The 13,311-nt window shown below is 61.8% G+C and carries 10 protein-coding genes, 1 tRNA gene and 2 pseudogenes; 10 read left to right on the top strand and 3 right to left on the bottom strand.

Annotated features, from left to right (window positions below; all coding sequences use genetic code 11):
- Positions 1–39 precede the first annotated feature (39 nt).
- Positions 40–116: transfer RNA gene (locus C8N32_RS07935), tRNA-Arg, on the bottom strand.
- Positions 117–317: 201 nt separating this feature from the next.
- On the opposite strand from C8N32_RS07935, the gene C8N32_RS07930 reads away from it, so the two are divergent.
- Both C8N32_RS07930 and C8N32_RS07925 read left to right on the top strand, forming a co-directional pair.
- A complete protein-coding gene (locus C8N32_RS07930; protein ID WP_170106757.1) occupies positions 318–1,358 on the top strand; it encodes a flagellar motor switch protein FliG in 1,041 nt (346 codons plus the stop codon).
- A gap of 66 nt (positions 1,359–1,424) precedes the next feature.
- Positions 1,425–2,309 carry a lysophospholipid acyltransferase family protein gene (locus C8N32_RS07925; RefSeq protein WP_107892224.1) on the top strand — a complete coding sequence of 295 codons (885 nt, stop codon included), beginning with the start codon at positions 1,425–1,427 and terminating at the stop codon, positions 2,307–2,309.
- Here the strand turns inward: C8N32_RS07925 and C8N32_RS07920 are convergent.
- Positions 2,301–2,996 carry a DUF1223 domain-containing protein gene (locus C8N32_RS07920; protein WP_107892221.1) on the bottom strand — a complete coding sequence of 232 codons (696 nt, stop codon included), beginning with the start codon at positions 2,994–2,996 and terminating at the stop codon, positions 2,301–2,303. The genes C8N32_RS07925 and C8N32_RS07920 overlap by 9 nt on opposite strands.
- A gap of 209 nt (positions 2,997–3,205) precedes the next feature.
- Between C8N32_RS07920 and acnA the strand changes: the two genes are divergently transcribed.
- Positions 3,206–5,956, top strand: coding sequence for an aconitate hydratase AcnA (acnA, locus tag C8N32_RS07915; protein WP_107892217.1), 2,751 nt, complete (start codon positions 3,206–3,208; stop codon positions 5,954–5,956).
- A 160-nt stretch (positions 5,957–6,116) separates the two neighbouring features.
- Here the strand turns inward: acnA and C8N32_RS07910 are convergent, their stop codons facing one another.
- The gene (locus tag C8N32_RS07910; RefSeq protein WP_146159692.1) at positions 6,117–6,503 is read right to left on the bottom strand and encodes a hypothetical protein; all 387 of its coding nucleotides are present in this window, start codon (positions 6,501–6,503) and stop codon (positions 6,117–6,119) included.
- Positions 6,504–6,705: 202 nt separating this feature from the next.
- Here C8N32_RS07910 and C8N32_RS07905 point away from each other — a divergent pair.
- The 7 genes and pseudogenes from C8N32_RS07905 to C8N32_RS07870 form a co-directional block, all read left to right on the top strand.
- Positions 6,706–6,960, top strand: a pseudogene (locus tag C8N32_RS07905) (transposase); the annotation flags it as partial.
- A 61-nt stretch (positions 6,961–7,021) separates the two neighbouring features.
- A pseudogene (locus tag C8N32_RS07900) lies at positions 7,022–7,185 on the top strand (transposase); the annotation flags it as partial.
- A 310-nt stretch (positions 7,186–7,495) separates the two neighbouring features.
- Positions 7,496–9,223: a type I secretion system permease/ATPase gene (locus C8N32_RS07890; RefSeq protein ID WP_107892207.1), complete on the top strand. Its 1,728-nt coding sequence runs from the start codon at positions 7,496–7,498 to the stop codon at positions 9,221–9,223.
- On the top strand, positions 9,220–10,533 hold the full coding sequence (locus C8N32_RS07885; RefSeq protein ID WP_107892204.1) for an HlyD family type I secretion periplasmic adaptor subunit: 1,314 nt from the start codon (positions 9,220–9,222) through the stop codon (positions 10,531–10,533). Before C8N32_RS07890 ends, C8N32_RS07885 begins: the two co-directional genes overlap by 4 nt.
- A 168-nt stretch (positions 10,534–10,701) precedes the next feature.
- A complete protein-coding gene (gene rplO, locus C8N32_RS07880) occupies positions 10,702–11,178 on the top strand; it encodes a 50S ribosomal protein L15 (RefSeq protein WP_107892201.1) in 477 nt (158 codons plus the stop codon).
- A 106-nt stretch (positions 11,179–11,284) separates the two neighbouring features.
- Positions 11,285–12,643 (top strand): preprotein translocase subunit SecY, encoded by a 1,359-nt coding sequence (gene secY, locus C8N32_RS07875; RefSeq protein ID WP_107892197.1) that lies wholly within the window; start codon positions 11,285–11,287, stop codon positions 12,641–12,643.
- Positions 12,640–13,287 carry an adenylate kinase gene (locus tag C8N32_RS07870; protein WP_107892195.1) on the top strand — a complete coding sequence of 216 codons (648 nt, stop codon included), beginning with the start codon at positions 12,640–12,642 and terminating at the stop codon, positions 13,285–13,287. The genes secY and C8N32_RS07870 overlap by 4 nt, the downstream gene beginning before the upstream one ends.
- Positions 13,288–13,311: the final 24 nt, after the last annotated feature.

The raw sequence follows: 13,311 nt of genomic DNA, 5'->3' as shown, positions 1-13,311 counted from the left end.
TGGCGGCGCCGATCCGCATGGAGGCAGGGCAGGCGGTCATGGCGGCCCCTGAAGGACTCGAACCCTCAGCCTGTCGATTAGAAGTCGACTGCTCTATCCAGTTGAGCTAAGGGGCCGCTTGGCGCCGTTTTGCCCGCGCCTTTGCCCGAATTCAAGCGTTCATGTGGCCGGAGGAAAGTCTTTCGCTGTGCCGGGGCAGTGTGCGGATCGTTGCCGGCAAGGTTATGGCGTTTCCTTTTGACGCCGGACCCGGTGCCGTAAGCAGGGCGTTAATCTCCTTGCGTAATTCTGCCGCCGCCATGGCGAAGGAGGGTCCGTTGAACGCTGTTTCACAGTTTGTGCCGATGCCGCGTGCGCGCAAGGCGGCGGTGATTGTCCGGTTGTTGCTGGGGGAAGGGATCGACCTGCCCTTGCGCCAGTTGCCGGAGTCGCTCCAGCGTGCACTGACCGACGAGATCGTGCGTACACGTTATGTGGATGGGCCGACCGTGGCGGCGATCGCGAATGAATTCCTTGAGGAACTGGAGCGTGGTGGGTTGGGGTTTCCCGATGGTCTGGATGGGGCGCTGCACCTGCTTGAGGGGGTGCTCAGCCCCGCCGCGGCAGAGGCTCTGCGCCATCGCGTGAACGGGACGACCGGGAACCCGTGGCTGAAAATCTCGCGGCTGGATGATGGAATGCTCCACCATTTGCTGGAACACGAAAGCGCAGAGATCGTGGCGATCGTGCTTTCCAAAATGCCGAACGCGCGCGCGGCGGAATTTTTGGGCATGTTGCCGGGTGCGCGCGCGCGGTCCATCGCGCTGGCGATTTCACGCACCAGGAAGGTTTCTCCCCAGACCGTGGCGCGAATCGGGGCGGCCCTGGCGGAGGCGGTGGATGCCTATACACCTGCCGCCTTCGAAGATGCGGCAGAGGCCCGCATGGGGGCCATCCTGAACATTTCCCGCGCCAGCACGCGTGAGGATGTTCTGGCGGGGCTGGAGGCGGAGGACGCCGGACTTGCGGAGCGTGTGCGCCGGGCGATCTTCACATTCGAAAACATTCCCGACCGTCTGTCGCCCGAACATGTGCCCACCGTGGTGCGTGAGATTCCCCAAGACATCTTGCTGACCGCGTTCGCCGGGGCGGCCGGGGGCAAGCAAAGAGAAACCGTTGAATTTGTACTGGACAACCTTTCCAATCGTATGGCCACGCAATTGCGGGAGATGATCGAGGACCGTGGCGAGGTTGCAAAAAAGGCTGCGGAACAAGCCATGGCGCAGGTTGTTGCCAGACTGCGTGAGATGGAAGACGCCGATCAGATCAGCCTGCAGGCCGATGAGGACGACGAAGCCATTGTCTTCGTCAATGGTTGAGGTCGCAAAGGGGGGACAGTAAGACAGGGCATGCCCGCGCTGCGGGCCCCCGGATAGGGTTTTGGAATGGCGAAACAGCGCAGAGGCCCCCCCGAATTTTTCGAAAACCTCTTGGTGCGGGCGATTCTCGCCGGCGCTCTGGTATTGCCTTACCGCTGGCGCGTACCTTTCGCGGGCTGGGTGGTGGCGCGGCTGGTTGCCCCGGTGGCGGGCTATGACCGCCGCGTGCGGGACAACCTGGCCCATGTCTGCCCGGACCTGCCCCGGTCCGAGGTGCGGCGTCTCATGCGGGCGGTTCCAGATAATTTCGGCCGTTCGGTGATCGAACTTTATTCCGCACGCGACTTTGTGGCGCGCGCTGCCGCGACACCGATGAGCGGACCGGGGGTGGCGGCCTTGCAGGAGGCCCATGAGGCCGGTCGCCCGGTGCTTCTGGTGACGGGGCATTTCGGCAATTACGATGCCCCGCGCGCGGCGCTGATTGCCAGGGGCTATCGGGTGGGCGGGCTTTACAACCCGATGCGCAATGGCTTTTTCAACGACCATTATACCCGTGCGATGGCCACGATCGGGGAGCCGCTGTTCCCGCGGGGGCGTCAGGGGCTTGGGGAGATGTTGCGCTTTTTGCGGTCGGGGGGGATGCTGGGCATCGTCATCGACCAGTACATGCGCCACGGTGCCCCGCTGACATTCTTTGGCAAGACCGCGCCCACCGCGCTGTCGGCGGCACAGATGGCGTTGAAATACGATGCGCTGGTCGTTCCGATCTACGGTGTCCGCCAGTCCGACGGGGTGAGTTTCGAGATTGTCGCGGAGGCTCCCGTCCCCCACGGGACGGCGAAGGAGATGACGCAGGCGCTCAATGACAGCCTTGAGGCGCAGGTGCGTCGCAATATGGACCAGTGGTTGTGGATACACCGGCGCTGGAAACCGGAGCGTCGGTCAGCGTAGCTGGGCGGCAGCCAGGATCTGCCCCGGTCCGGGGCGCTGAATGATCGCGACCACGGGGTCTTCGCCTTCGATTCCGACCCGCAGGACAAGGGGTTCGGCCCCGCTCCAGCGGGCGACGGCATCCCACGCCGTTACGATATTCGTGTAGCGGATCGTGCGCCCGGCATTTTCGCCCCGGGTGATTTTGACGGTTTGTTCGGGTGTATAGCGCACGATCTGAAGAAGCGCGTCTTCCTTCAGCGGGCGACTGGACCGGGCGGTTACGATCACTTCGCCGGGACCGCGTTGCAGATGCATCCGCACCGGGCTGTCGAAGCCTTTCTGGCTTTCGATCAGGTCCAGCAGGGTCATCGGGCTGAAGCCGACCACGTGTTCTGTTCCGCCGACAACCATTTGGGGTGTGTAGATGGAACTTTTCTGGGCGGCGCGGGCATAGGCTTTCTGGCGGCTGGTGAACTCGGGTTGGGCGAAGATGTCTTTCCAGCCGATATAGTCCCAGTAATCCACGTGCAGCGCCAGAGGTATCACGTTGTCCCGGCGCGCGAGGGCGCCCATCAACTCATCCGCGGGGGGGCAGGATGCACAACCTTGCGAGGTGAACAGTTCCACGACGACGGGGCGATCCTGGGCCAGCGCGGCGCCTGACATGGCCCAAAGCGCAAATAAGATACCTGTGAAACGGCGCATGTTTCCCTTCCCTGCGGGCGGCTGTCTTCTTCCTATCGGAAGCGATTGCTCCGCGCCAATCAAGGAATCGCGAGAGAGATGCGAGCAATTGGCGCGGGTGCGCGACATTTTGTGCACGAAGGTATACAAAAGTGCGCCAACCCTCTTGATCGGTGCTCAGGGATCAGGCAAGAGCAGGGGAATGAACGCCATCTAGGACGGAGGCTCCGATGCCCATTACCGTTGGACATGACAGCTCGAACACCCGCAAGACGCTTTCGGCCGGTGGGGCCAGCGTCGCCTATTACTCCATTCCCGCTGCGCAGGAGGCCGGTTTGGGGGATTTCTCGCGGTTGCCGGCGGCGCTGAAGGTCGTGCTGGAAAACCTGCTGCGCTTCGAGGACGGCAAGACCGTCAATACCGATGACATCCGCGCCTTTGCCGACTGGGTGGCCAATGGCGGAAAGACCCTGCGCGAGATCGCCTATCGTCCGGCGCGTGTGCTGATGCAGGATTTTACCGGGGTGCCTGCTGTCGTGGATCTTGCCGCGATGCGCGACGGCATCAAGGCGCTGGGCGGGGATGCCCAGAAGATCAACCCGCTGAATCCGGTGGACCTGGTCATCGATCACTCGGTCATGATCGATGAATTCGGCAACCCGCGGGCCTTCCAGTTCAACGTGGATCGCGAATACGAGCGGAACATGGAACGCTACACCTTCCTCAAATGGGGACAGAAGGCGTTCAACAATTTCCGCGTGGTGCCGCCCGGTACGGGAATCTGTCACCAGGTCAACCTTGAATATCTGGCTCAGACCGTCTGGACCGATGTGGATCAGTCCGGCGAAACCGTAGCCTACCCGGATACGCTGGTCGGGACCGACAGCCATACAACCATGGTCAACGGCCTGGGCGTTCTGGGCTGGGGCGTGGGCGGGATCGAGGCCGAAGCCGCGATGCTGGGTCAGCCGGTTTCGATGCTGATCCCCGAGGTCGTGGGGTTCAGGCTTACCGGTCGGATGGTCGAGGGGACCACGGCGACAGACCTTGTGCTGAAGGTCGTGGCCATGCTGCGCGAGAAGGGCGTGGTGGGCAAGTTCGTGGAATTCTACGGCGAGGGGCTTGATCGCCTGCCGCTGGCCGACCGGGCGACCATTGCCAACATGGCGCCCGAATACGGTGCCACCTGCGGTTTCTTTCCTGTCGACGAGGAAACCCTGCGCTATTTGCGGACCACCGGCCGGGAGGAAGCGCGCGTCGCGCTGGTGGAGGCCTACGCGAAGGCCAACGGTTTGTGGCGGGGCCCGGATTACGACCCGGTTTATACCGACACGCTGCATCTGGACATGGGCGATGTCGTCCCCGCGATTTCCGGTCCGAAGCGTCCGCAGGATCATACACCCCTGGATCAGGCCGCATCGAGTTTCTTCAACGTCGTCTCGGAGTATCGGGGAGAGGATGAAGGCATGGAAGCGCGGGACATGCTTGCCGAGGCACCGGCCCCGGATATGGGGCGCGACCCGCGCCGCACCGCCAGGGTCGACGGGCAGGGCTACACTTTGCGCGACGGGGCGGTGGTGATCGCTTCGATCACGTCCTGTACCAACACCTCCAACCCCTATGTGATGATCGGCGCCGGGCTTGTGGCCCGCAAGGCCCGTGTGCTGGGTCTGGACCGCAAGCCGTGGGTAAAGACTTCGCTCGCTCCGGGATCGCAGGTGGTATCGGAGTATCTTGAGGCCGCAGGCCTGCAAGAGGATCTGGACGCGATCGGGTTCAACCTTGTGGGCTATGGTTGCACGACCTGTATCGGCAATTCCGGCCCCCTGGCCGAGGAGATTTCCAAGGCCATCACCGAAAACGATCTGGTCGCCACCAGCGTTCTGTCGGGCAACCGCAACTTCGAAGGGCGCATCAGTCCCGATGTGCGCGCCAACTACCTGGCCAGCCCGCCGCTGGTTGTGGCCTATGCCATTGCCGGGGATATGAATATCGATCTGACCCGCGACCCGCTGGGCAAGGACAAGGATGGCAACGACGTCTACCTGAAAGATATCTGGCCGACCCAATCCGAGATTGTCGAACTGGTCGAAAGAACCGTCACCCGTGAGGCGTTCCGGAAAAAATATGCCGATGTCTTCAAGGGCGACGACAAGTGGCAGGGCGTCCGCACGACCGACAGCGAAACGTATGATTGGCCCGCCGCCTCCACCTATGTGCGCAACCCCCCGTATTTTGACGGCATGTCGCCCAATCCGGGGGTGATTTCCGACATTGCCGGAGCGCGTGCGCTGGCGGTTCTGGGGGATATGGTCACCACCGATCATATCAGCCCCGCAGGATCGTTCAGGGAAAGTACACCGGCCGGGCAGTATCTTGTCAGTCACCAGGTTCCGGTGCGGGAGTTCAACTCCTACGGGTCGCGGCGTGGCAACCATGAGGTCATGATGCGCGGGACCTTCGCCAACATCCGTATCCGCAACGAGATGCTGGACGCTGTGGAAGGCGGGTATACCAGGGGCCCCGATGGCGTGCAGACGTCCATCTATGAGGCGGCGATGGCATGGAAGGACATGGGCGTGCCGTTGGTGGTAATCGGGGGGGAGCAGTACGGCGCTGGATCTTCGCGGGACTGGGCGGCCAAGGGCACCGCGCTGCTGGGCGTCAAGGCCGTCATCGCGGAGAGCTTCGAGCGTATTCACCGTTCCAACCTGGTTGGCATGGGGGTGATCCCGTTCGAGTTCACCGGCGGCGACACCCGCAACACACTGTCCCTCAAGGGAGATGAAACCTTCACCATCACCGGACTGGCCGGAGATCTCAGGCCGCAGGCCGAGGTTCCGTGCATGATTGCCTATGGGGATGGCAGCGAAAAGACGATCCTGCTCAAGTGCCGGATCGATACCGCGATCGAGAAGGAATATGTCGAGCATGGCGGAGTGCTGCACTACGTGTTGCGCGATCTCGCCAAGGCGGGCTGATGAAATCCCCGCCCCCGGTGCGAAGCTGCACCGGGGGCTTCAGGGCCGCAGAATGACCGCCGACCAGTGTCATCTGCGGGGGGAGTGCGTTCCAAACCGACCTTCGCCAGAGAGGCCCTGCATATTGGGGGCTTTATAATCAGGCCCGGACGCGGGCGCTTTATCTGGCGTGTCCGCTTTTGCATATTCCCTGCAAGTCTCTTTCGATCTTTGCCAAAGACATGAGAAGAGATGCAGTACGCTGTGCTCCGGCTTCGATATGCGCGTAGGCGATGTCCTGAAGTATCCCGACTGCCAAATTCAGCTGGATTTCTTCATACTGTGCGATCGGATCTGGGTGGGAAGTTACAGAAGCCGCTGAGTATCCGGTTTTGCGCATTTCAAGTCTCCCAAAATGGACTCTCCTGAAGTGGACCGATTGTTGGATTTTCCGGTCTTTCCGGTTGAATATCAAAGTTGTTAGGAAAAGATCGGGAAACATCCATTTTGGCGAGAAAAGCACTTGGTTTGGCAAAAAAACCGAAGTGCCGGCAGGGGTTTTGTCCATAAATCGTGTTGTAGTGTCAGGACACGTTATTGTTTCATGGCCAGAACCTGACAGTTGCGGCGAGGGCGATAACTGAGAAGAAGTCCTTCGGACGTCTGCGTATCGGGTTGCCCCGCGCTGCCCTGACCTGCCCCCAAACTTTCGGACCATTCAAAATGAGAGTTTGTTCTCGTAACGTTCAAAGCAACGAGGAGAACGAAGAATGCGGAAGTCACGTTTCACAGAGGAACAGATCGTCGGGATTTTGCAGGAGTATGCTGCGGGTGCCAAAGTGTCTGAGCTTTGTCGCAAGCATGGGATGTCCGATGCGACGCTGTACAAGTGGAAAGCCCAGTATGGCGGCATGACAGTATTCGAGCTGCGCCGCCTGAAGGATCTGGAGGCCGAGAACTCTGAGCTGAAGCGTCTGCTGGCTGACGCGATGCTCGATAATGCGGGCCTTAAGGGGCTGTTGGGGCTCTGTTGCACAAATCCCGTGAGGGATTCATCTCGTGGATCCAGCGTGGTAGCTGGAGCTCATGAGCAGACCGGCACCCCAACTTACAAGACCCGGAACTGGCCAGCCTACAATGAAGCGCTCAAGCGCCGGGGCTCGCTGACGATCTGGTTTGACCCCGAGATGAGCTGGGGTGCCGCGCCGACAGGCAGGCGTGGCCGACAGCAGACGTACAGCGATGCGGCTACCCGTCACAGTGGCCGTAGGATAAGTCCGTCCGGGGAAAGGGGAACTCCGCTCAGAACCTGATTAATGCAACAAGGCCCATTGAAATCATCGTCAAAGATGACATTCGCCAAATAGTCAAAACCGTTGAAATCGCGGATAGCCGAAAGCCAACCCAAAGGAGGGCGACGGTTTTTCCTCCGACCCGGAGGTTAGGTCCGGCAGAGACTGCGGCCTCAACCGTTTCTCAATCAGAATCGTCGTTTCCTCAAGCCCGATTTCCGGGCGCCGGAATGCCCGGCCGGGTGAGGGTGAGGTGAGAGAGGCGTGCATGACAAGGCCCCGTAATGGTTTTCCCGAATTGCGACAGGCGTGGCGGTCGGGGATGTGGCTGCTGGTCGCCGTGTTCCTGTTCAGTGTTTTCGTGAATCTGCTGATGCTGACGGGGCCACTGTTCATGTTGCAGGTCTATGACCGCGTTCTGGGGTCGCGCTCTGAGGAAACGCTTGTCGCCCTGTTCCTTCTGGTCGGGGTCCTGTTTGCCCTGATGGGGGTTCTGGATTTTGCCCGTGGCCGGATTCTGGCACGGGTTGGCGCGCGGTTTCAGACGATGCTGGACCGGCGTGTATTCGGCGCGGTCATGCGGCACTCTCTTATCCCGCAGTTTCGCGCGGGCCCGGTTGCCGGGCCGCGCGATCTGGAGGCGATCCGGACAGTGTTCACCTCACCGGCGATGCCGGCGTTTTTCGATGCGCCGTGGACGCCGCTGTTCATTGCGGCCATCTTTGTCTTCCACCCGCTGCTGGGGGGGCTGGCCGTTGCGGGCGGCGTGTTTCTGGTTGGTGTCGCGGCACTCAACAACTGGCTGACCCGTCACGGGACAGCCGGGGCGCAGGCGGCGGCGCGTGACGCCCAGGATCTGGCGGATCAGGCCCGGCATTCCTGTGAGATCGTGTATGCGCAGGGTATGAACGGCACGATTTCCGCCCGTTGGCAGCGGTTTCAAGGGATCGCTCTGGCGCAAACGGTGCGGACAAGCGACTGGACAGGCCTGTTCGCGTCGCTCACCAAAGCGTTCCGGCTGTTCCTGCAATCCGCGATGTTGGCGCTGGGGGCGTGGCTGGTTCTGAACGGGGAAATGACCGCGGGCGGGATGATCGCGGCGTCGATTCTGCTGGGCCGTGGACTTGCTCCGGTGGAGCAGGTCATCGGGCAATGGGCGCTTTTGCAGCGTGCATTCGCGGGATGGAAGGCGCTTGGGGCGTTTCTGGAAGCCACGCCCCCCGCGCCGGAAACGCTGCGGCTGCCCAAACCGACACCATCGCTGACGCTCCGGGGGGTGACGGTTTTCGCGCCGGGGGCGAGGCAGCCCACGCTGTCCAACATTAGTTTCAGCGTAACCCCCGGAGAGGCTGCCGCCATCATCGGTAAAAGCGGATCAGGCAAGTCGACCCTGGCGAAAACCCTGCTGGGTCTGATCCACCCGGTTGCGGGGGAGTTGCGCCTTGGGGGGGCGGCGCTGGATCAGTATGACCGGGATGCATTGGGTACCTTTATCGGGTATCTGCCGCAGCAGGTGTCTCTTTTTGCCGGAACGATCTCGGAGAACATTGCGCGCATGTGCCCCGATCCGGACGATTCCAGGGTCGTTGACGCGGCCCACCGGGCCAATGCGCATGAGATGATCCTGTCCCTGCCGGATGGCTACAAGACCATGGTTCATGCGGGCGGGCCGCTTTCGGGGGGGCAATGCCAGCGTATCGCTCTGGCGCGCGCGTTTTACGGCGATCCGGTCTTGCTGATCCTGGATGAACCGAATTCGGCGCTTGATGGCGAGGGATCGGAGGCGCTCAACAGGGCCGTGCGGGACTTCAAGCGTGATGGAAAAGCGGTGATCATCATGACTCACAGGCCGATGGCCATTGCCGAATGCGACAGGTTGATCGTGGTCGAGAACGGGCGTCTCAAGGCGGATGGGCCGCGCGATGAGGTGCTGCGCACGATGGTGAAAAACGCAGGGGATCTCCAGAACCTTGTTTTGCGGAGGTCGGGGGCATGAAAAACGCCGCGGACAACGCTTGTGCCTGGCCGGCGCGCGCCCCGCTATGGGCCGGGTTTGCCGCGCTTGTGGTTCTGATCGGGGGGGTGGGGGTCTGGAGTGTCCAGGCCCGGATCGCGGGGGCGATCATCGCGCCGGGAATGGTGCAGGTTGAAAGCAACCGGCAGGTTGTCCAGCACCCGCAAGGGGGCGTTGTGGGGGAAATTCTGGCCAGAGACGGGGACACGGTCGAGGGGGGGGAAGTGCTCCTGAGGCTTGATACGTCCTTGCTGAAATCCGAACTGGCGATAGTCGAGACGCAGCTTTACGAGGTGATGGCGCGCAAGGCCCGGCTTGAAGCCGAACGCGACGGCCGATCGGCATTGAGTGTGACGGACTCGCTCTCGCGCGTCGCCGCGCAGTCTCGCGAGGTGCGGGATCTGGTCGACGGGCAGGCCCGTCTGTTGGCCGCCCGTGCGGTTTCCCGCAGCAAGGAGACGGAGCAGCTTGACGAACAGGTTCTCCAGACCCGCAGCCAGATTGCCGGGACGCAGGCGCAACTCGCGGCCACCCGTACCCAGGGGGTGTTGATCGGGAAGGAACTGGAGGACAGCCAGCTTCTTTTGAAACAGGGGCTGATCCAGGCCGCGCGGGTTTCGGCCCTGCTGCGTGAGCAAGCCCGCCTGCGGGGGCAGGTCGGCAACCTCGAAGCGACCGTTGCCCAGTTGAACGGGCAGATCGCGGCGTTCGGTATCCAGAAGCTGAAGCTGGCGACCACCCGCCGGGAGGAAGCCATCGCCGCCTTGCGCGACCTGCAATACCGGGAGATGGAACTGTCCGAACGCCGTCTGTCGATGCGGGAGACCCTGGCGCGCATGGAGGTCCGTGCCCCGGTTCGCGGGGTTGTTCACGGGTCGCGGGTGTTCGCGCGCCGGGCCGTGATCTCTCCGGCGGAGCCGATCCTGTATATCGTTCCGCAGGATCGGCCGCTTGTCGTGGTGGCGCGGATATCGGCCATGAATATCGATCAGGTTCATGTCGGGCAGCGGGTTTTCCTGCGCTTCACGGCCTTCGATCGGCGCCAGACACCGGAAATCCGCGGGCATGTGGTGCGGCTTTCGGCGGATGTCTTTACCGATGAGGCGACGGGCCAGTCCTATTACCAGGCCGAGTTGCTGCCGGAGGATGGAGAAATGGCCGGTTTGGGCGGGAGGACGATTCTTCCCGGCATGCCGGTCGAGGTCTTTTTCAGGACGGCCGACCGCACCCCGCTGAGTTATCTTGCAAAGCCGTTCATGGATTATTTCAACAGGGCGTTCCGGGAACCATGATGCCCCTCACGGCTGTCGTGCCTTGGGGAATCGATGCAAAGGCTTGCATGATACGCCCGCGCGGTCTATACGCGCGCCGAGCCACATACGGCTCGGATTTACGATCAACTCATGCCGTGTTTGGCCCCACACGCTTCGGGGGCCACATCCGGCTTCGGGAGAAGCGACATGAAACTGCACGAACTGCGCGACAATGAAGGCGCGGCGAAGAAAGCCAAGCGTATCGGCCGCGGCCCTGGCTCCGGCAAGGGGAAGACCGCCGGGCGTGGGATCAAGGGCCAGAAATCCCGTTCGGGCGTGGCCATCAAGGGATACGAAGGCGGTCAGATGCCGCTTTACCAGCGCCTGCCCAAGCGTGGCTTCAACAAGCCCAACCGCAAGCAATTCGCGGTGGTCAACCTGGGCCTGATCCAGAAATTCATCGAGGCCGGCAAGCTTGACGCAAAAGCTGCTATTACCGAGGACGCGCTGCTGGCCAGCGGTCTGGTGCGCCGCAAGCTGGACGGCGTGCGCGTGCTGGCCAAGGGGGAGTTTACCGCCAAGGCGTCGATCGAAGTCACCGGCGCTTCGAAGGCGGCCGTCGAGGCCGTGGAAAAGGCCGGCGGCAAGCTGACGGTCGCCAAGGCCGAGGCTCCGGCCGAATAAGAGGTTGTGGGCGGCGCGCGCGCCGCTTACATCTTCCCGTGGTTTTCCAAAGCGCCGTCGGAGCCGGAAAACGGTTTCGGCGGCGCTGACATGAGAGAGGCTGTGCATGGCATCTGCAGCAGAGCAAATGGCCGCGAACATGAGCTGGGGCGCCTTCGGCAAGGCGACCGAGCTGCGTCAGCGAATTCTTTTTACCCTTGGTCTTCTGATCGTTTACCGTCTGGGCACGTTCATCCCGGTTCCCGGGATTGACGGCGCTGCGCTGCGTGACTTCATGGAGGGTGCGGCGGCCGGTCTGGGGGGCATCCTGTCGATGTTCACCGGCGGTGCGCTGGGACGGATGGGGATCTTTGCCCTGGGCATCATGCCCTATATTTCCGCCTCGATCATCGTGCAGCTGATGACTGCGATGATCCCCTCGCTTGAGCAACTCAAGAAAGAAGGGGAGCAAGGGCGCAAGAAGATCAACCAGTACACCCGGTACGGCACGGTGTTTCTTGCGACTTTCCAGGCCTATGGCCTGGCTGTCAGCCTGGAGGCCGGCGGGCTTGTGACAGATCCGGGCTGGTTCTTCCGGGCCGCCACGGTCATCACGCTGGTGGGTGGCACGATGTTCCTGATGTGGCTGGGGGAGCAGATCACCGCGCGCGGGGTCGGTAACGGGATTTCCCTGATCATTTTCGTTGGTATCATTGCCGAGGTGCCCGCCGCACTGGCACAGTTTTTCAGCCAGGGCCGCTCGGGCGCGATCTCTCCGGCGGTGATCGTCGGCGTGATGGTGATGGTGGTGCTGGTGATCGCCTTCGTGGTGTTCATGGAGCGCGCGCTGCGCAAGATCCATATCCAGTATCCCCGCCGTCAGGTGGGGATGAAGGTCTATGATGGCGGCTCCTCGCACCTGCCTGTCAAGGTGAACCCGGCGGGCGTCATTCCGGCGATCTTTGCCTCCTCGCTGCTGCTTCTGCCGACGACGGTTTCCACCTTCTCCGGCAGTCAGACGGGGCCGGTGATGTCCACGATTCTCGCCTATTTCGGGCCGGGGCAGCCGCTTTACCTGCTGTTTTTCACGGTGATGATCGTTTTCTTCACCTATTTTTACACTGCCAATGTCGCGTTTAAGACGGAGGATGTGGCTGAAAACCTGAAAAATCAGAACGGGTTCATTCCGGGTATCCGCCCCGGTAAGCGAACCAGGGAATATCTGGATTACGTCGTGGCCCGCATTCTTGTTCTGGGTTCGGCCTATCTGGCCCTGGTTTGTCTGCTGCCGGAGATTCTGCGTTCGCAGTTGGCGATCCCGTTTTATTTTGGCGGGACGTCGGTTCTGATCGTCGTGTCGGTCACGATGGATACGATCAACCAGGTTCAATCCCATCTTCTGGCCCATCAGTACGAAGGGTTGATCGAAAAGTCCCAGCTGCGCGGCAAGCGCCGTAGCGGCAAGAAAGGAAAAGCGCGTCGATGAATATCATCCTTCTCGGCCCTCCGGGGGCAGGCAAGGGCACGCAGGCCCGAAAACTGGTTGAAGAGCGCGGCATGGTGCAGTTGTCCACCGGAGATATGCTGCGTGAGGCCCAGAGTTCGGGCTCGCAGATGGGCCGCATCGTGGCCAACGTGATGGCGCGGGGCGAGCTGGTTACCGATGAAATCGTCATTGGCCTGATCGAGGAAAGGCTGACCACGGTCAAGGCCGACGGCTTCATCTTCGATGGCTTTCCGCGGACTTTGGCCCAGGCGGATGCGCTGGCAGAGCTTCTTGAGAAGGTCGGGCAACGGCTTGATGCCGTTGTCGAGATGCGCGTTGACGACGCCGCCCTGGTGGCGCGTGTCACCGGGCGTTTCACCTGTGGGGATTGTGGCGAGGTTTACCACGACCGGACCAGACCCCTGAAGGTGGCGGGGTCGTGTGATGTCTGCGGGTCTGCAAACCTCAAGCGCCGCCCCGATGACAACGAAGACAGTCTGCGCCAGCGGTTGATGGAATATTACAAGAAAACCTCTCCGCTGATCGGGTATTACTACGCCAAGGGCGATCTGTCCGTCGTTGACGGCCTGGCGGAGATCGACACTGTTGCGGGCTCTATCGCGAGGGTACTTGACAAGGCCTGAAGCCCCTTGACGCTGTCCCTGAAT

Source organism: Rhodovulum imhoffii, assembly GCF_003046545.1.
GTDB lineage: Bacteria > Pseudomonadota > Alphaproteobacteria > Rhodobacterales > Rhodobacteraceae > Rhodovulum > Rhodovulum imhoffii.
Note: the sequence above shows the minus strand (reverse complement) of the source record. Positions and strands in the feature narration are given on the sequence as shown.

What these genes read in the sequence shown, in the direction of transcription:
- C8N32_RS07925 (WP_107892224.1), top strand. Translation starts at nt 1,425, where the DNA reads ATGGCGAAACAGCGCAGAGGCCCCCCCGAATTTTTCGAAAACCTCTTG.
- C8N32_RS07920 (WP_107892221.1), bottom strand. Translation starts at nt 2,996, where the DNA reads ATGCGCCGTTTCACAGGTATCTTATTTGCGCTTTGGGCCATGTCAGGC.
- acnA (WP_107892217.1), top strand. Translation starts at nt 3,206, where the DNA reads ATGCCCATTACCGTTGGACATGACAGCTCGAACACCCGCAAGACGCTT.
- C8N32_RS07910 (WP_146159692.1), bottom strand. Translation starts at nt 6,503, where the DNA reads ATGGACAAAACCCCTGCCGGCACTTCGGTTTTTTTGCCAAACCAAGTG.
- C8N32_RS07890 (WP_107892207.1), top strand. Translation starts at nt 7,496, where the DNA reads ATGACAAGGCCCCGTAATGGTTTTCCCGAATTGCGACAGGCGTGGCGG.
- C8N32_RS07885 (WP_107892204.1), top strand. Translation starts at nt 9,220, where the DNA reads ATGAAAAACGCCGCGGACAACGCTTGTGCCTGGCCGGCGCGCGCCCCG.
- rplO (WP_107892201.1), top strand. Translation starts at nt 10,702, where the DNA reads ATGAAACTGCACGAACTGCGCGACAATGAAGGCGCGGCGAAGAAAGCC.
- secY (WP_107892197.1), top strand. Translation starts at nt 11,285, where the DNA reads ATGGCATCTGCAGCAGAGCAAATGGCCGCGAACATGAGCTGGGGCGCC.
- C8N32_RS07870 (WP_107892195.1), top strand. Translation starts at nt 12,640, where the DNA reads ATGAATATCATCCTTCTCGGCCCTCCGGGGGCAGGCAAGGGCACGCAG.